This window comes from Bordetella genomosp. 8 (genome assembly GCF_002119685.1).
GTDB lineage: Bacteria > Pseudomonadota > Gammaproteobacteria > Burkholderiales > Burkholderiaceae_B > Bordetella_C.
In genome coordinates, this window is the sequence record NZ_CP021108.1 from 149224 (window position 1) to 165916 (window position 16693).

Consider the following 16693-nt stretch of genomic DNA (forward strand, 5'->3'; position numbering starts at 1 on the left):
CCTATGACTCGTCACGCCTTAGAACTCCGGCCCGGGCAACACCTTGCCCTGACTCCACAGCTGCAGCAGTCCATCCGGATGCTGCAGTTGTCGACGCTCGCCCTGGAAGCGGAGATTTCCCAGGCGCTGGACGAAAACCCGCTGCTGGAGCGCGACGAAGAGCCGGCGATCGAGGACATCGATCCCAATCGCGAGGAATCCGCGCATGACGACGACCCGGCGCCGGAGCGCGAGACCGGGGTGGATGAAATGCCGGGCGCCAAGGGCGTGCATTCGGACGACGACAGCGATATGCCGGAGGCCGCGCGCGGCGAAACCTTGCGCGAACACCTGCTGGCGCAGCTCGCGCTGACGCGGGCCAGCCGCCGCGACGCGGCGCTGGTCGCGCTGCTGATCGACGAACTGGACGACAACGGCTACCTGGGCTCGCCCCTGGAGGAAATCCTCAGCTGGCTGCCGGCGGAAATCGAAGCCGACGTCGACGAGCTGCGCGCCGCGCTGCGGCTGCTGCAATCCTTCGATCCGCCCGGCATCGGCGCCCGCGACATGGCGGAGTGCCTGGCCCTGCAGCTGCGCGATCCGGACCTCGCCGCCTTGCCCGAAGCCGCCGATCCCGCCGTGCTGGCCTGGGCGCGCACGATATGCGCGGAGCATCTGCAATTGCTGGCGGCCAGCAACCCGGCCCGGCTGCGCGAAGTCCTGCCTTGCGACGACGCCACCGTGCGGGCGGCCCGCGCCCTGATCCTGAAGCTGGATCCCCGGCCCGGCCGCCGCTGGACCATACCGGTCGCCGACTACGCCATCCCGGACGTCATCGTGCGCAAGACGCGCAAGGGCTGGCGGGTGGTATTGAACAGCGCCGCCATGCCGCGCCTGCGCATCAACGGCGTCTACGCGCAGATGCTGGGCAACCAGCGGGAAGCCAGCCACGCCGCCCTGCACGCGCAGTTGCAGCAGGCGCGATGGATGATCCGCAACGTCGAGCAGCGCTTCGACACCATCCTGCGGGTGGCGCAGGCCATCGTCGATCACCAGGCCGCCTTCTTCAGCCAGGGGCCGTCCGCCATGCGGCCCTTGATCCTGAAAGACATCGCGGGCGAGTTGGGCCTGCACGAATCCACGATTTCACGGGCCACGACGCAGAAGTACATGCTCACTCCGTTTGGCACCATGGAGCTCAAGGATTTCTTTGGCGCCGGGGTGGCCACCGAGAGCGGGGACGCCGCTTCCGCGACGGCCGTGCAGGCCCACATCAAGCGCCTGGTGGCGGAGGAAAACCGTGCCAAGCCGCTCTCCGACAACCAGCTCATGCTGAAACTGGCCGAACAGGGGATCGTCATCGCGCGCCGTACCGTGGCCAAATATCGTGAAGCCATGCGCATCGCGCCAGCGTCGGTACGCAAGGCCCAGGCATCACTACGCTAGCAAGGATGCAGCATCGCCGCGTCCCCGCTTTTTGCAGTTGCCGTAATGCGAATAATTTTCGATAATAATTCCATGTACGTTTGTGTCTGCAACGCCATCACCGAACGCCAGGTCCGCGCCGCCGTGGACGGGGGCGCCGCCACGCTCGACGATCTTCAGTTCGAGCTGGGTGTCGCCACGTGCTGCGGAACGTGTGCCGCGACCGCCGTGGAATACCTGCCCGGCGGCCGCTGCTCCAGCGTCTGCGAAGTGCGCACCCTGACCCATGCCGCGGCGGTCCCCATCGCCGATCAAAGCGGTGCGGCGGCCAATGGCTTTCCCATTCCGGTCGTAGCGGCTGCCTGAGCCGCGAGCAAGGCCGCCGCGCCCCGCTGCCTGTCGCAGAAGCGGCGCAGGATGGCGGCCATGTCATGCGCGCTGTCCGGCGCTTCATGATGGGCGATCAGGGCCAGCTCCGTAGGCTCAATGGGCGGAAAGGCGTCGTCCACTATCGGGCAGGGTGCCTCCCAGCCCTCCATCCCGTGTTCGTCCAGCACCGACACGCCCAATCCCCCGCGCAGCGCCGCCTGGATCCCGGGCAGGTTGGGGCTTTCGTACACGATGCGCCAGCGCCGCCCGGCGCGCTCCAGGGCGTGGATGGCCCGTTCCCGATAGAGGCAGCCCGCCGGCCGCATGACCAGCGGCACCGCGTCGTCGCCCACGGGCAAGGCGGTGGGCTCGCCCACCCAATGCAGCCGTTCCGGCCAGGCCGCGATGCCCGGGCCGCCATCCGGTTCCCGTTTCAGCAGTGCCAGATCCAGGTCGCCCTGGGCCAGGGCGGATCGCAGGCGGTAGCTCAGATCGCAGCACACCGATAGGCGGACGTCCGGACGCGAGCGCGCGAACGCGCCCACGATCTCGGTCAGTGCCGGCACCGCGAGGTCGTCGGGCAGGCCCAGGCGCACCGCTTCGGCGTGTGCCCCTTTGCCCACCGTGTCCGTCAGTTCGTTGGACAAGGCCAGGATACGGCGCGCATAGCCCAGCAAGCGTTCGCCGTCCTCGGTCAGCAGGGCTTTGCGGCCTTCACGGCGGAACAGCGCGCAGCCCAGTCTTTCCTCCAGCTTGCGGATCTGCTGGCTGACCGTGGATTGTGTGCGGTGCACGCGTTCGCTGGCCCGCGTGAAGCCGCCCGCGTCGACGACCGACACGAAACTGCGCAGAAGATCGATATCCGGCATAGCTTATTCCCATCGGTTTTTCGAATACTTTTGATGGGAATAAAGAATTTGTCAATGAATCCAGGGCGCAACACAATCCGGTCAACCGTTCCGTAGTCGGGTGACTGATTCGCCCTGGGTTCATGATGAAAACACTACAAGCTGTCTCCACCGCTCCGCCCGCCTCGGCATCGCCCGTGGCCTGGGGGCCGATCACCGTGTTCTGCCTGCTGTGGAGCTCCGCCTTCGCCGCCGCCAAGATCGCGCTGCGCGACTGTCCTCCGCTGACCTTGCTGACGGTGCGGTTCTTCATCGCGGCGGTGCTGATGATCGGGCTGGCCCGCATCACCGGCGGCATGCAGCGCCTGCCGTGGCGGCAGTGGGCCATGCTGTGCCTGCTGGGCGTCCTGAACAATGCGGTGTACCTGGGCTTGAGCTGGACCGGCATGATGACGGTGTCGTCCGCGTTCGCCGCCGTCATCGTCAGCACCAATCCCTTGCTGATCGGCGCGCTGGCGGGGCCGTTGCTGGGCGAGCGCGTGGGCTGGCGCAAGGTGGCCGGCTTGTGCCTGGGCCTGGCGGGCGTGGCGCTGGTACTGCGGTCGCGCCTGACCGGGGGCCATGAAGACGTGCACGGCACGCTGCTGGTGGTCGCGGCGCTGGGCGCCCTGGTGGCGGGCACGCTGCTCTATAAACGCCATACGCCCGACAGCAATATCTGGCTGGCCACCGGTGTGCAGTCGCTGGCGGGCGGACTTGCCTTGCTGCCCTTTGCCTGGATCTACGAAGCGCAACTGCCCATCAACTACACGGCATCGTTGTTCTGGAGCATGGCCTACATGGTGGTCGCCATTTCCATGGGCGGATTCGGCCTGTGGTTCCTTATCCTCTCGCGTTCCAGCGCCACCGCGGCCAGCGCCCTGCATTTCCTGATGCCGCCGCTGGGGCTGCTGTTCGGCTGGGCGATACTGGCCGAGCCGGTCGCGGTCATGGACCTCGTCGGGATCGTGCCCATCGCCCTTGGAATCTGGATGGCGACGCGGCCGGCGCGACCTGCCTGACCGCATCTCGATACCCCACGTACGCCGACTCATTCTCATTGCGTTGCTGCTTACGCTTACAGCTACCGCTTGCAGCGCGATTTACCACATGCGCCTCAGGGGTATGCTGGCGCGCCACTGGATGGTAGTCTGCCGGGATTCAGCAAGGAGTCCATCATGCAAGGCGACAAAACCGTCATCCAATTTTTGAACAAGCAATTGACCAATGAGTTGACGGCCATCAACCAGTACTTCCTTCATGCGCGCATGTTGCGCCACTGGGGGCTGAACAAGCTGGGCAAACATGAATACGAAGAGTCCATCGGCGAAATGAAGCACGCCGACCGGCTCATCGAACGCATCTTCATGCTGGATGGTCTGCCGAACCTGCAGGACCTGCACAAGCTGCTGATCGGCGAAGACGTGCCGGAACTCCTGGCCTGTGACCTGAAGCTGGAGCAGGCCGCCCAGGCGACCGTGAAGGAAGCCATCGCGCACTGCGAGTCCGTGCGCGACTACGTGTCCCGCGATCTATTCCAGGACATCCTGGACGACACCGAGGAACACATCGACTACCTGGAAACGCAGATCGGCCTGGTCGATCAGGTGGGCTTGCAGAACTATCTGCAAAGCCAGATGGAAGTATCGGAGTAAGCCGTCTACGGACGGTGCGGGCACTCGGGGATGTTTCCCCATGCCTGATTGGGCGCGCAGTACTTATTGCGCGCATTCCACGCGCAGGTCGGACGCTCGAAGAAACCGGCGTCCGCGCATTGCGCGAGTTCACGCCGCAGGGCATCCTGCCAACCCTTCTGGCCCGCGCCGGCTGACGCCTGTTGCTGCGGGGCCGGCATGTCCACCGATTGCACGATGGGCTGCTGGCTGACGTTGCGCGAGGCCTGGATCTGCGCGTATTGCTGCGCCGATTGCGCGGTCTGCGCCTGCTGGGTCGCCAGGTCCAGCGTCGTGACGTCGCTGCCGCCGGGCGGCAGGGCGGATTGGGTCGCGGCCGCGATCTGGCGCGCCTGGTCCATGGAAATGCTGTCGCGGGAAATCATGACCGACGGGTCTTTCACGGTGTCGAACAGCGACACCGTGGCGACCGTCCAGTTGGTGCCGGTCGGGCGATCAGGCACGCCCAGGGTACCGTCGATGCGGGGCTGCGGCGGCTGCGCCGTGTAGGGGCGGCCGTCCGCGTCCAGTATGGGTTCCTGATTCGAATCGGTTTCGTTGGGCGTACGCGTGGCGGTGGGCGCATGCGCCACCAACCAATCACCGAACTGGATGCCGCCCCACGCGGAGGCAGCCAGGGCCACCAGCAGTGTCGCGAACAATACTCGCCAAGACATTCTCAACCTCTTAAGCCTGGGCCTTGTCGCCGAACACCCGCCCGCCGTGCTCCCGCATCGCGTGGAACTTCACATCCGGATACAGTTCTTCCGCGACACGCAGCTGCGCGGGCGAGCCGATCAGAAACGCGGCCGCGTCCACCACATCATAGGCGATATGGGCTGCATTGGCATCCATGAACTTTCGCAGAGCGCGGGGGTCTTCCGACGTAATCCATCGTGCCATGGTGTAACGCGATTGCATGAGCCTGGCGTCGACGCCGTACTCCGTCTTCAGGCGATGCTGCACCACTTCGAACTGCAACTGGCCGACCGCGCCCAGCAGCATGGCGCCGCCCGCCGCGACCGGTCGGAACACCTGGATGGCGCCTTCTTCGCCCAGCTGCGCCAGCCCGGTGCGCAGTTGCTTGGTGCGCAGGGGATCCTTGACTTCGACGGCCTGGAACAGCTCCGGCGCGAAAAACGGCAGGCCCGTGAACTGCAGGATTTCGCCTTCCGTCAGCACATCGCCCAGTTGCAGCACGCCGTGGTTGGGGATGCCGATCACGTCGCCGGCATAGGCTTCGTCCAGCAATTCGCGGCGCTGGGACAGGAAGGACACGACGTTGTTGGGCCGCATTTCCTTGTTGGTGCGACAGACCTTCAGGCGCATGCCGCGTTCGAAGCGGCCTGAGCTGACGCGCACGAACGCCACGCGGTCGCGGTGCGCCGGGTCCATATTGGCCTGCACCTTGAACACGACGCCGGTAAAGCGCGGTTCGTCGGGCTGCACCACGCGTTGCAGAGCCGGGCGCGGCCCCGGCCGCGGCGCGAGCTCGACCAGCGCGTCCAGCACTTCCTGCACGCCGAAGTTGTTGATGGCCGAGCCGAAGAACACGGGCGTCTGCTTGCCGTCCAGAAAGGCTGGCGCGTCGAAGGCTGGCGACGCCTCGGTGATCAGGCCGATTTCCTCGTGCGCCTTGGCGAAGGCATCGCCGAAGCGTTCGGCGATCGCCGGATTGTCCAGGCCCTGGATGAATTCGTCGTCGTCGCCGCGCCGTTCCTGGCCGGCGCGGAAGATGCGCATGCGGTCCTGGCGGATATCGAAGACGCCGCCGAAGGTCTTGCCCATGCCGACGGGCCAGGAAAACGGCACCGCGTCCATGCCCAGATGCGACTCGATTTCAGCCAGCAATTCCAGGGGCTCGCGGACTTCGCGGTCCATCTTGTTGATGAAGGTGATGATGGGCGTGTTGCGCGCGCGGCAGACCTGCAGCAGCCGCTTGGTCTGCGGCTCCACGCCGTTGGCGGCATCGATCACCATCAACGCCGCGTCAACGGCCGTCAGCACGCGATAGGTATCTTCCGAAAAGTCCTGGTGGCCCGGGGTGTCCAGCAGATTGATGACGCTGTCGCGATACTCCATCTGCATGACCGACGACGCGACCGAAATGCCGCGCTGCTTTTCGATTTCCATCCAGTCCGAAGATGCGTGCCGGCTGGCTTTGCGAGCCTTGACGCTGCCGGCGATCTGGATCGCGCCCGCGAAAAGCAGCAGCTTTTCGGTCAGCGTGGTCTTGCCGGCGTCGGGGTGCGAGATGATGGCGAAGGTGCGTCGCCGCGCGACTTCTTTCTGGATATTCATATGCAGTGGATTTTACAGGCGCGCCTGGCGCGATGTTCGGTGTGCCCGGCTCTTACTGCGCCCGCCGGAAGCAGGCCAGCAGCAGCCCGGCCGCCATGAACAGGCTGCCGAAGGCGCGGTTCATCCATTTGATGTGCGAGGCGCTGCGCAACAGGCGCAGGACCTTGGCGGCCAGCAGCGTGTAGAAGGCCATGGCCACCGTGTCGGTCAGCGCCATGGTGGCGGCGATCGCCGTGTACTGCACGCCCATCGGCCGCGCGGCGTCGATGAACTGCGGCACGACCGCTAGCAGGAACACCGTGCCCTTGGGATTGCTCGCGTTGACCAGGAAACCGCGCACGATCAGCGCGCGCCGCGATTCCTGGACAGGCGGCACGCCGTCCAGCGTCACCGGCGCCACCTGTGCGCGGAACTGGCGCCAACCCAGGTAAATCAGATAGGCGACCCCCAGGTACTTGACCACGGCGAAAGCGGTTTCCGAGGTGGCCAGCAAGGTGCCCAGGCCGATGCCGACCACCGCCAGCTGGAACATGATGCCCAGGATCAGCCCGGCGGTATTCCAGTAGCCACGCGCGAACCCGTGGCGCAGCCCGGAGGTCATGGCCGAAAGCGCGCCGGCGCCGGGCGAAAAGGAAATCGCCAGCGAGGCCAGCAGGAAGGTCAACCAGGTGGATAGCAGCACGGATGTTCCTTGTCGGCGGCGGCGCGGTTGCGGGCCGCGCCGGAAACTCAGTCGCCCATCACTTCGACAGCAAGGCCGAGCGGCGGCCGCTGCCCTGGCCCAAGGCGGGGCGCGGCGCCGGCGCGCGAGCGGGCTGTCCGCCGGCGGAAGCGCCGGGACGGCCGTCACGCCGTCCGTTGCTGGCGGCCCGGCGATCGCCGGACGAGCCGTGGCCGCCGTTGGCGGCGTTGGCGCCACGCGCGCCACCCGCCGAGCGGTGTTCGCCGTTGCCGTTGCCATTGCCCCGGCCCGCGCCGCCGTTGCCATTGCTGGCGCGACGGTCGCCGTTGCCCGTCGGGCGTTGGCCGCTCGCGGCCCTGCCGCCGTCACGGCCACCGGCGTGCGCCAGACCCGCCGGGCCCGTCGCCGCGCGCCGCGCGCCGCCATTGGCATCGGCGCCGCGTCCGCCGCCGTTGCCCGGCCGCCCGCCGTTCCGGCCCCGGCCGCCGCCGCCGCGCGGACCGCGCGAATCGCGTTCGTCGTCGTCGTCCTCGGGTTCGCGCACGGCCGTGGGCGAAGGCTTCCAGCCCTGCACTTCAACGCGCTCGATCGGCTTGCGGATCAGCTTTTCGATGGCCTTCAGCAGCTTGATTTCGCTCGGGTCCACCAGCGAGATCGCGGCGCCGGTCGCGCCCGCGCGGCCGGTGCGGCCGATGCGGTGCACGTAGTCTTCCGGCACATTGGGGAGTTCGAAATTGACCACCTGCGGCAACTGGTCGATATCCAGGCCGCGCGCCGCGATGTCGGTGGCCACCAGCACGGCGACGGTGCCCGCCTTGAAGCCGGCCAGCGCGCGCGTGCGTGCCGCCTGGCTCTTGTTGCCATGGATGGCGGCGGCGCTCAGCCCGTCCTTGACCAGCTTTTCGGCCAGGCGGTTGGCGCCATGCTTGGTGCGCGTGAAGACCAGCACCTGGTGCCAGCCGCTTTCGCGGATGATATGGCTGATCAGGTCGCGCTTGTGGTGCTGCTCGACCAGATGCATGGTCTGGGTGACCAGTTCCGTGGCGGTATTGCGCGGCGTCACCGAGACTTCGCCCGGGTCGTTCAATACACCGCGCGCCAGCGTGCGGATTTCCTCCGAGAAGGTGGCGGAAAACAGCAGGTTCTGACGCTGCTTCGGCAGCAGGGCCAGCACCTTGCGGATATCGCGGATGAAGCCCATGTCCAGCATGCGGTCGGCTTCGTCCAGGACCAGGATTTCCACGCCCGATAGGTCGACGGTTTTCTGTCCCGCGTGATCCAGCAGGCGACCCGGCGTGGCGACCAGGATGTCGAGCGGCTTTTTCAGCGCGGAGATCTGCGGATTGATGTTGACGCCACCGAACATCACCATGGACGTCAGCGGTGTGTGCTTGCCGTAGGTCTGCACGGATTCCTCGACCTGCGCCGTCAGTTCGCGCGTGGGCGTCAGGATCAGGCAGCGCGGGCGGCCGGGCTTGCGCAGCGCCGGCTTGGTCAGCATCAGGCGGTGCAGGATGGGCAGGGTGAAGCCGGCGGTCTTGCCGGTGCCGGTCTGGGCGGCGGCCAGCAGATCACCGCCTTGCAATACCAGCGGAATGGCCTGGGCCTGGATGGGGGTGGGCGCGGTGTAGCCGGTCTCGGCGATCGCGCGCAACAGGGAATCAGCCAACCCGAGGTCGGCGAAAGAGGTGATGACAGTCAAGTACAACTCCAGCGGCAGCCTGTCGCTCAAGTTGAGTGACTCCAATCCAGGCGGACGACAAGGAGGAAAAGGAAGCGGCCCGTGGGACGGTCCCAGGGGCGCAGCACGTCGGCGAATGCCGCATGGCGCAGGTGTGCGGATTGGCACTGCACACGACGTGAATTGTACCGTACTCTCGAAATGGGGCCCGTATAGTCCTGTAACGCTTTTTCCAGCCGCGGGTTCGCGGGTCGCGGGGAAAGCCTGGGAGGCCTACCTATAATCCCGCCTTTGTCCAGCAGAAGAACCAGCATCATGAAAAAAGCAATCGGCGTGGTCGTGGGCGTAGTGGTCGTGGTCGGCGCCGCCTGGACCGCGGGAGCCTGGTACACCGGCAAGCGCCTGGAAGAGATCGCGCGCCAACAGGTTGCCGAAGGCAATGCCAAGCTGCAGACGATGTTCCCCGGCGGCAAGGTCGTGCTGACGCTGGAAAGCCTGGACCGGCACGTCTTTTCCACCGACACCATGGTGCGCGTGCGCGTCCACAGCGACGCGAGCGGCCAGACGCCTGCCCGCGAGGACCTGATCGACATCGCTTCCCATGTGGGGCATGGTCCTTTCCCTCTGCAACGGCTCAAGCGCCTGCAACTGGCGCCCGTCATGGCCGCTGGCGAATTCCATCTGCAGGACAACGACACCGTCCACGCCTGGTACGAGCTGACCAAGGGTGTCCCGCCGGTGTCCGGCGACACCGTGGTTTCCTACAACCAGGCGGTATCCGGCACCTTGCGGGTCGAGCCCGTCAAGATGGCGCGAGACGATGCCACGCTGGACTTCTCCGGGCTGTCCCTGAACTACAGCCAGGATGCCGGCAAGCATGTGCGCGCCGACGGCGCCATCGACAGCGTGACCTTCAAGGTGCTGAAGGGCGAGGCGCCCGGCCAGGTCGAGGTCACCGGCGTGACGCTGAATTCCGATATGCGACCGGGTCCCGCCCAGTTGCAGGTGGGCAATACCGCGCTGGGCGTCAAGCGCATCGCGCTGTCCCTGGCCGATGCGGTCCCCGTGGTACTCACCGGCTACAACCAGCGCACCGAGATCGCGGAAGACAAGGGCCTGCTGGGCGTGCATGCGGGCTATGACGTCGCCATGATCAATGTGGGCGGACGGGATATCGGCACTGCCCAGATATCGCTGGGCGCGAAGAACCTGGCGCCGGACGCCATCAAGTCGCTGGCCAATCTGTATGGCCGGCTGTGGTCGCGTGCGATGGACGAGGCGCAAGCCAAGGGCGGCGCCGCCGACGTGCCGCCGCAACCCGAGCTGAGCGCGGAGGAGCAGGCGCTGGCGCTGTCGGCGCGCGATGCGCTGCTGGCGGCCAATCCCAACATCTACATCGATCCCATCCTGCTGAAGGGCGCGCACGGCGAGGCCCGTTTCACCCTGAGTCTGGATCTGGCCAAGCCGGAGAAGGCCGACCTGCCCGTCGACGAACGCATCGCTCAGACCCTGCGCAAGCTGGACGCGCGGCTCTCCGTCGCGCAGCCCTTGATCGCCGATCTGCTGGCCGACAATATGCAGCGCGACGGCATGGATGCGGCCGCCGCCAGCGCGCAGGCGCAGGCCTTGACGGCCATCGTGGGCAAGGCGGCGGCTTCGTCCGGCTACGCGACCGTGCAGGGCTCGGATATCGTCTCGACCCTGCATTACGCCGACCGCATGGTGGACCTGAACGGCAACAAGATGCCGCTGGACCAGTTCGCGGGCATGGTGCTGCAGGGTGTGATGGGCATGATGGCGCAGCCGGGCGCCGAAGATCCGGACCAGGACGATCCCGACGCCGACGAGCCGGACGACGACGCGGCGCCCGGCGCGGCCATGCCGCGCTGACCTGGCGCACTGACCCGGCGTCGATCGCGCCACGATCGGCGCGTGGTCAGTCCAGGCGTTGCGCCAGCGCGCCCACCGCGGCAGCGCGGCGTGCGCTGTCCTGGAATCCCTTGGCGATGCCGCACCATTCGGGGCGGCTGCGTGCTTCCTTGATTTCGTCCGGCAGCGCCTCGTCGCGCCATGGGTCCTGTTCCGTGCCGGCCAGCCGCACGGGATCGCGCGCGGCGTGGCCGCGCCGTTCCAGGGCGCGCAGCAGCCCGCGCTGGCGCACGGCCAGCAGGCGCAGCACCGCATCGTCGACGCTGAGCTCGCGCTCGCCGCGCAGCCTGCCGCCCAGCCGCTTGCCGAAACGCTCGATGCCCTGCCACATCCCGCCGGCGGCGGCGCCGATCAGCGCCGCCGTGCCCAGGCTGAGCCCGGCCAGCATCAGGTCGACGGCCGCTCCCGCCATCGCGCCTGTCGCGATGCCGATGCCGACCTCGACGCCGGCATCCTGCAGCGCGCGTGGATGGAACAGGTCCATGCCCCAGCGCTGGCCTTCCAGCGGCAGGGGATCGCGCGCATAGTCGTCGGCGCGAAAGTTGTACAAGGCCAGCAGGGCATCGACGCAGGCCTGTTCGCGTTTCCGCGCGGTATCGCGCAGGCTGCGCGTGGCCGCTTCCACGGCTGCGTCGCCAGCCCCGCAGGTCAGGCGCAGCGATGCGATGTCGACCAGCAATTCGGCGATCAGGCGCAAGGCCGCGACGTGGCGCTCGCGGCGTTCGCGCGCCAGGGCATCGGACAGGCCGTGCAATATATCGGCATGCCGATCGAGCAGCACCGCCAGGCGATCGTAAAGCTGCTGTTCGCCATCCAGCGGCGGCGCGACGGTGTCGAACTCCAGCAAGGCGTGCAGGCCCAGGCGCGCCATGGCATCGCGCCATTGCGTCGCCCGATGCGAGGGCGCATGCACGAAGTTCAGCACCGGCAGCAAGGGCCGGCCGCAGGCGGCCAGCAGCGCCAGTTCATCGCGATGCTTGCCCAGTACCGGATCGCGGGCGTCGATGACGTACAGCGCGGCGTCACATTCCAGCATCTTTTCCAGCACGCGCGCTTCCTGCTCGAAACGGCGATGTGCCTCCGGCGAGTCCAGGAACAGCCGTATGCGGTCCGGGCCGTCCAGCCGGCGATCGCCGCAAAGGTGCTCGATGTATTCGAGCAGCGCGATGCTGTCTTCCATGCCGGGAGTATCGAACCACGCCAGGACCGCGCGCCCATCCAGCCGGAGCCGGGCACCCTGCACCTGCCGTGTCGTGCCGGGACTGTCGGCGACGTCGCCGAAACCCGGGTCGCGCGTCAGGGTACGCAGCAGCGAGGTCTTGCCGGTATTGGTGTGGCCGACGACGGCGATCTGCAACAGGTCAGCCATCCTCGCCTCCGAGCCAGTGCAGGGGGCGGTCGGCGTCGCGCATGATGGCGTCGGCGGGCATGCCCGCGTCCAGCAGGCGCGCGCGCCACGTGGCGCCGCGGTCCGCCAGGGCATCGGCGGCGTCGGGCGTCCCCGGGTGCGCCATCAGCCAGACGCGCGTTTCGCCGGCCTTGCCCGCAAGTTCCGCGATCAGGGCCAGCGTGCCGCGATCGGGCGTCTGCCGCGCGTCGCACGCCAGCAGCAGCCGGCGCGCCGGCGCCTGCGTCATGGCGTCCAGCAGCGCGTGCCGTTGCTCGCGGCTATCCAGGTTGCCTGCCACGCGCACCGGGTCCGGCAGGTCGGCTGGCGGCCACAGGCTGTCCTCCGGCAGCTCCAGCCCGGCCAGCACGTCGAGTCCGCCCGTGGCCGGCAAGGGCGCGGCGGCGACGCGGCGTGCGGGGATCGCAGCCTGGCCGGCCGTGGGCGGCGGGCCTTCCCGGTCCAGGGTCTCGGCGGGCGGTTGCAGCCGGCCACGCAGCGCGGCGTAGCCCGGCAGCGCCATATCGACGCGCAGGCCGCGCGCGGCGGCACGCAGGCGCAGCACGCTGACCAGCCAGGCGATGAGCCGCGGCAGGATGCCATAGACGACCAGCAAGCCGACCAGCCACCAGGCCCATTGCGCCTGCGCCGCCGCCGGCAGGACGTGGGTGCCATCGCTCAGGCGGACGATGTCGGCATCCGGCAAAGGGAATCCCAGATGTGCCGGCAGCCAGCCCAGGGCCTGGGTCAGGTCGACGAAGGTGTCCGGCGCCAGCAGCGTGGTGGCCCAGGCGAAGCGATAACGAGCGGTCGACAACACGGCCAGGGCCGTGGCCAGGGCCGCGACCAGGCCGGCCAGCCAGAGCAGGTGGCTGATCGCGCCGAACAGCCAGCGTGTCGCCCCGGCGCGCGTCATCAGGGCCATCAAGGCCTGTGGCGGCAAGGCCGCGTCCGGACCCCGTGCCAGTTTGCGGGTCAGCCAGAGCCAGGCGCGTCCCAGTCCGCCGCCGGGCATGGCATGCACGGCGAATGCGCCCAGCCACAGCAGGAAAGTGAGCGCATGCAAGCCCAGCAAGGCCGCCGCCGCCCAGATGATATTGACGACGCGGGTGCCATCGCCCAGTGCGCTCCATGCCGTGGCCGCGCCGGTCATCAATGCCAGTACGAGCAGCAGGACGGCGGCGATGCCCGCCCCGCGCCGCCATGCGGCAATGCGCGCGTCCAGCTGTTCGCGGCGGGCGATCAGGCGCCCGCGCAGCAGCACGCGTTGTTCGATGGTGCCGTCGGCGCGGCGCGCCTGGCGCACCGGATCCTGGTCTTCCAGCGGACCCCAATGCTCCTCGCGCAGGCGTACGGTTTCAGCCACCCACAGATCGGTGAACGTGCGCGCGGACTGCGTGGGCCGGGCTTGGCTCACTCGCGCGGCGCACCGCTCGCCGGGTCGGCGTGGCCGAACCATTGCCGCAGGCGGGCGTCCGCTTGCCGTTTGACGTCGTCGGTGATGTACACGGCGACCGTCGCCAGCGCCGCCGCCATGACGGCCAGGTCGTCCGTGTAGCCGGCCAGCGGCGCCAGGTCCGGGATGGCATCCAGCGGCAGGACGAAATAGCCCAGCGCGCCGTAGATCACCCGTTTTGCCCACTTGGGCGTGCCGGGGGCCTGCAGGGCATAGAACAGCCAAAGGGCTTTTTCCACGGCCTGGCGGCCGGCGCCCTTGGCATGGCGCGTCAGCTTGCGCCAGAAGCGGGGTGGCGTATAGGCGGATTCGTAAGCGGAATGCATGTCCACCATGATGTCCTCGGCAAGACGCCGCGGCGTTCCATGACGCCACGAGCGGGCCTTTGATTGTAGCCGCGCCGGCCTTCGTGGCCCTCGGCGAGGGCTCAGCCACAGGATTTACCGAAGATATTGCTTTTTGCCTGAAGATGGCGCATAATTCGAAAGTTGTCGCGAACCGCCGGACTAGATTCTCAACGAATCGAATCCTGGCAAACCGGCCGGGCAAACCAGAAATAGTAGAGCCCGGGCCTTCCGATAGACCTTCCGACAAACACCACCCTATCTCACCCCAGCTCGTGTCGTGGCAACACCGCCACGCCGGTTCGCGCGCCGGGCCCGCTTCTTGCTCTCGGCGACCGCCACGGTGCCCTCGGCCATAAGGCTGACGTCACCTGAACCAAACGCAGCAATGATTCGGTCATCACATTGGGCCACGATGTCGTTATTGCGAGATCGTACCCATGACAGGCTCAACGCTGCGTGCAGCTCATGCCATTCCAGGGCCGCAAGCCCGGGCGCTCCGTCCTTGGAGGCATGTTTTTAGTTTTGGAAAATAATCAAAATGACGATTTCTACTCAACCCACTCTTCTGCCTCGCGCCGATCGCGCGCTGGACGGCACTCCCATCCACGTTGGCGACATCGTGCACCTGCGCCTCGCCGACGGTCCCGTCGTGAAGGCGCGCGTCATCTATAACGCGCCCCTCAATGGCGACACGACGTACACCACCGACGTGGTCACGCGCCGGGCGGAAAACGGCCGCACGCTGAAGCTGCGTTTCCGTTTCCGCCACGAACATGTGCATGACGTCGAGCCCGTCTGCGGCAAGATCCGCGCGTCGGCCCCCCGGGCCGCGCTGCAAGCTTCCGCGCGATAACATGACGTCCTGCCGCTGCGCGCCGTACGCCCTCGCGCGCAGCGCCGCACTGCCTCCATCGGTGCGTCGATCGGTCCGTTGACCGGTCTGTCTGTCGGTCCGTTTGTTGGTCCGCCTGTTGGTCAGTCCGTTGGTCCGTCCGTTGGTCCGTTAATCCCCACCCCCAGGAACCGCCCCCACGGCGTCGAGACCGAAGGGACTTGCGCGCGTAGCCCAGGCTGCCGCCGTGCCCTGAATCGTCCGATTCCCCGTGGCGCCGCACGGATTCCGCCTTAGCACCGTGACGCCGCGTCCATCAAGACCAGGAGACGCGTACATGCTTCCCGGGCAGGCCCATAGACCTTCTTCACCATCGGTCGCACCTCCGGTGCCGGCCGCGGATCGCAATGTCGGGATCACGGAAGGCGGGCACACGTTCGTCGCCCAGCCCGCTCCCGCGCCGGATGGCTGCGCCGCCACGCAGCATCCCCGCGCCCGCGCGACGCTGGCACGTCGCGACGGCTGGAATCCCTTTGCGTTTGGCTGGCGCCTGCGCGGCCAGCAAGCCGCCCGAAGCGTGGTGCGCCACGCGGCTGGCGTCGGCGATACGGCGCTGACTGTATCGCATGGGGATGTCGCAGCCCCCGGATCGGGTGACGCGCCCGCGCCACCGCCCCGTATGCCGCGCAGGGAGACCTGCCGGGACGCTCAGAAGGAAACCGTATCGCTGCGCTTCGTTCCGCTGACGCAGGGCGCGCCGCTGCCGTCTTCGGCGTCCCCGCATGGGCGCGGCGGGCAGGGTCCGATGGTTGCGGCGGCGGCCCGCCACGATCCCCGCGCGGGCCCACCCGCGGCCTCGTGGCCGCGGCGCCTGCTGTCCACGGTGAAATACCGCATCCGCTACTGGGCCGCGCCGGGAGAGCATCGCAAGGCGCTGCGCATGACCTATACGCGCGAAAAGGTCGTCGGCGCCACGTATGTGTTTCTTAATGCCATGCTTTCCGACGAGCCGCTGGACCGCCATTTTCTTGAACTGGAAAGGCAGGTGCGGCGCCTGGACGGACGCATGGGCGTGCATCCCGACATCAGCGAGGAAAGTACGCGCGTGCTGCGCGATGCCGCCGAACGCATGGCCGCCACCCGCCGCAACGTTCGCGACCGGATGCTGTCGCTGCAGCGCGAAGCACTGCTACCCGCGGTGGCGGGATCGATCGAGTACCGCCGCGCCGATGCCATCCTGCTGGCGCTGGAATCGCGCATCGTGATCGCCATCGCCCTGTATGGCGACGCTCTGCGATGCATCGCGGCCATCGACGTCGACAACGACGCGGTCTGCGATGCCATCGGCGGCATCGTCGAAACTGTGCTCGCCAGGGAAGCCCAAACCGCCTGCATGCAACGCAGGCAATGGCTGCGCTCGGCCGTCGACCGGCTGCCCCAGCGCACGCTGGTGCGGCTGCAAACGGTGCTGTCCGGCCATGCCTGCGGCGGTGCCTACCAGGACTTCCGGGATGACCTGATGCGGTTCGTCGAAGCCAGGACGAGCGATCGTCGGCCAGTGGCTGGTGCCGGCTAGAGGAATCGAACCCCCGACCTTCGCATTACAAGTGCGCTGCTCTACCAACTGAGCTAAGCCGGCCCTGCGTCATGCCCTTGCGGTGCCGGGCATGGCGCGAAGACGTGCATTGTATACGTGGCGACGGGCGGCGTCAGAGTGCGCCGGCGCGGCACGCACGTGGAGCCTG

The 16693-nt window shown here is 67.7% G+C and carries 15 protein-coding genes and 1 tRNA gene; 7 read left to right on the forward strand and 9 right to left on the reverse strand.

Annotated features, from left to right (window positions below):
* Positions 1 to 3 precede the first annotated feature (3 nt).
* Together rpoN and CAL12_RS00665 are read left to right on the forward strand one after the other, a co-directional pair.
* Entirely contained in the window at positions 4 to 1425 is a 1422-nt protein-coding gene (gene rpoN / locus CAL12_RS00660) for an RNA polymerase factor sigma-54 (protein WP_442857328.1), read from the forward strand.
* Positions 1426 to 1497: 72 nt separating this feature from the next.
* The gene (locus CAL12_RS00665) at positions 1498 to 1770 is read left to right on the forward strand and encodes a (2Fe-2S)-binding protein (protein ID WP_086062715.1); all 273 of its coding nucleotides are present in this window, start codon (positions 1498 to 1500) and stop codon (positions 1768 to 1770) included.
* Here CAL12_RS00665 and CAL12_RS00670 read toward each other — a convergent pair.
* On the reverse strand, positions 1716 to 2642 hold the full coding sequence (locus tag CAL12_RS00670; RefSeq protein ID WP_086062716.1) for a LysR substrate-binding domain-containing protein: 927 nt from the start codon (positions 2640 to 2642) through the stop codon (positions 1716 to 1718). The two genes, CAL12_RS00665 and CAL12_RS00670, sit on opposite strands and share 55 nt — an antisense overlap.
* A 125-nt stretch (positions 2643 to 2767) precedes the next feature.
* On the opposite strand from CAL12_RS00670, the gene CAL12_RS00675 reads away from it, so the two are divergent.
* Positions 2768 to 3682, forward strand: coding sequence for a DMT family transporter (locus CAL12_RS00675; RefSeq protein WP_086067597.1), 915 nt, complete (start codon positions 2768 to 2770; stop codon positions 3680 to 3682).
* Between the two features lie 156 nt (positions 3683 to 3838).
* A complete protein-coding gene (gene bfr, locus CAL12_RS00680; RefSeq protein ID WP_086062717.1) occupies positions 3839 to 4315 on the forward strand; it encodes a bacterioferritin in 477 nt (158 codons plus the stop codon).
* Positions 4316 to 4320: 5 nt separating this feature from the next.
* Here the strand turns inward: bfr and CAL12_RS00685 are convergent, their stop codons facing one another.
* Genes CAL12_RS00685 through CAL12_RS00700 form a run of 4 tightly spaced genes read right to left on the reverse strand, consistent with a single transcriptional unit; the run spans position 4321 to position 8970 of the window.
* The gene (locus CAL12_RS00685; protein ID WP_086062718.1) at positions 4321 to 5010 is read right to left on the reverse strand and encodes a hypothetical protein; all 690 of its coding nucleotides are present in this window, start codon (positions 5008 to 5010) and stop codon (positions 4321 to 4323) included.
* A gap of 10 nt (positions 5011 to 5020) precedes the next feature.
* Complete coding sequence (locus tag CAL12_RS00690; protein ID WP_086062719.1) at positions 5021 to 6634, reverse strand: peptide chain release factor 3; 1614 nt, start codon at positions 6632 to 6634, stop codon at positions 5021 to 5023.
* Positions 6635 to 6686: 52 nt separating this feature from the next.
* On the reverse strand, positions 6687 to 7316 hold the full coding sequence (locus CAL12_RS00695) for a LysE family transporter (RefSeq protein ID WP_086062720.1): 630 nt from the start codon (positions 7314 to 7316) through the stop codon (positions 6687 to 6689).
* A 58-nt stretch (positions 7317 to 7374) separates the two neighbouring features.
* Complete coding sequence (locus CAL12_RS00700; protein ID WP_420042778.1) at positions 7375 to 8970, reverse strand: DEAD/DEAH box helicase; 1596 nt, start codon at positions 8968 to 8970, stop codon at positions 7375 to 7377.
* Positions 8971 to 9312: 342 nt separating this feature from the next.
* Between CAL12_RS00700 and CAL12_RS00705 the strand changes: the two genes are divergently transcribed.
* Positions 9313 to 10887 (forward strand): YdgA family protein, encoded by a 1575-nt coding sequence (locus tag CAL12_RS00705; protein ID WP_086062721.1) that lies wholly within the window; start codon positions 9313 to 9315, stop codon positions 10885 to 10887.
* A gap of 46 nt (positions 10888 to 10933) precedes the next feature.
* Here the strand turns inward: CAL12_RS00705 and CAL12_RS00710 are convergent, their stop codons facing one another.
* Genes CAL12_RS00710 through CAL12_RS00720 form a run of 3 tightly spaced genes read right to left on the reverse strand, consistent with a single transcriptional unit; the run spans position 10934 to position 14095 of the window.
* Complete coding sequence (locus CAL12_RS00710) at positions 10934 to 12295, reverse strand: GTPase/DUF3482 domain-containing protein (RefSeq protein ID WP_086062722.1); 1362 nt, start codon at positions 12293 to 12295, stop codon at positions 10934 to 10936.
* The gene (locus CAL12_RS00715; protein ID WP_086062723.1) at positions 12288 to 13772 is read right to left on the reverse strand and encodes a DUF2868 domain-containing protein; all 1485 of its coding nucleotides are present in this window, start codon (positions 13770 to 13772) and stop codon (positions 12288 to 12290) included. The genes CAL12_RS00710 and CAL12_RS00715 overlap by 8 nt, the downstream gene beginning before the upstream one ends.
* On the reverse strand, positions 13727 to 14095 hold the full coding sequence (locus CAL12_RS00720; RefSeq protein ID WP_086067598.1) for a YkvA family protein: 369 nt from the start codon (positions 14093 to 14095) through the stop codon (positions 13727 to 13729). The genes CAL12_RS00715 and CAL12_RS00720 overlap by 46 nt, the downstream gene beginning before the upstream one ends.
* A 559-nt stretch (positions 14096 to 14654) precedes the next feature.
* Here CAL12_RS00720 and CAL12_RS00725 point away from each other — a divergent pair.
* Positions 14655 to 14969, forward strand: coding sequence for a hypothetical protein (locus CAL12_RS00725; protein WP_086062724.1), 315 nt, complete (start codon positions 14655 to 14657; stop codon positions 14967 to 14969).
* Between the two features lie 316 nt (positions 14970 to 15285).
* Positions 15286 to 16524, forward strand: coding sequence for a hypothetical protein (locus CAL12_RS00730; RefSeq protein WP_198298347.1), 1239 nt, complete (start codon positions 15286 to 15288; stop codon positions 16522 to 16524).
* On the opposite strand, the gene CAL12_RS00735 is transcribed toward CAL12_RS00730, so the two are convergent.
* A tRNA-Thr gene (locus CAL12_RS00735) sits at positions 16512 to 16587 on the reverse strand. The two genes, CAL12_RS00730 and CAL12_RS00735, sit on opposite strands and share 13 nt — an antisense overlap.
* Positions 16588 to 16693 lie beyond the last annotated feature (106 nt).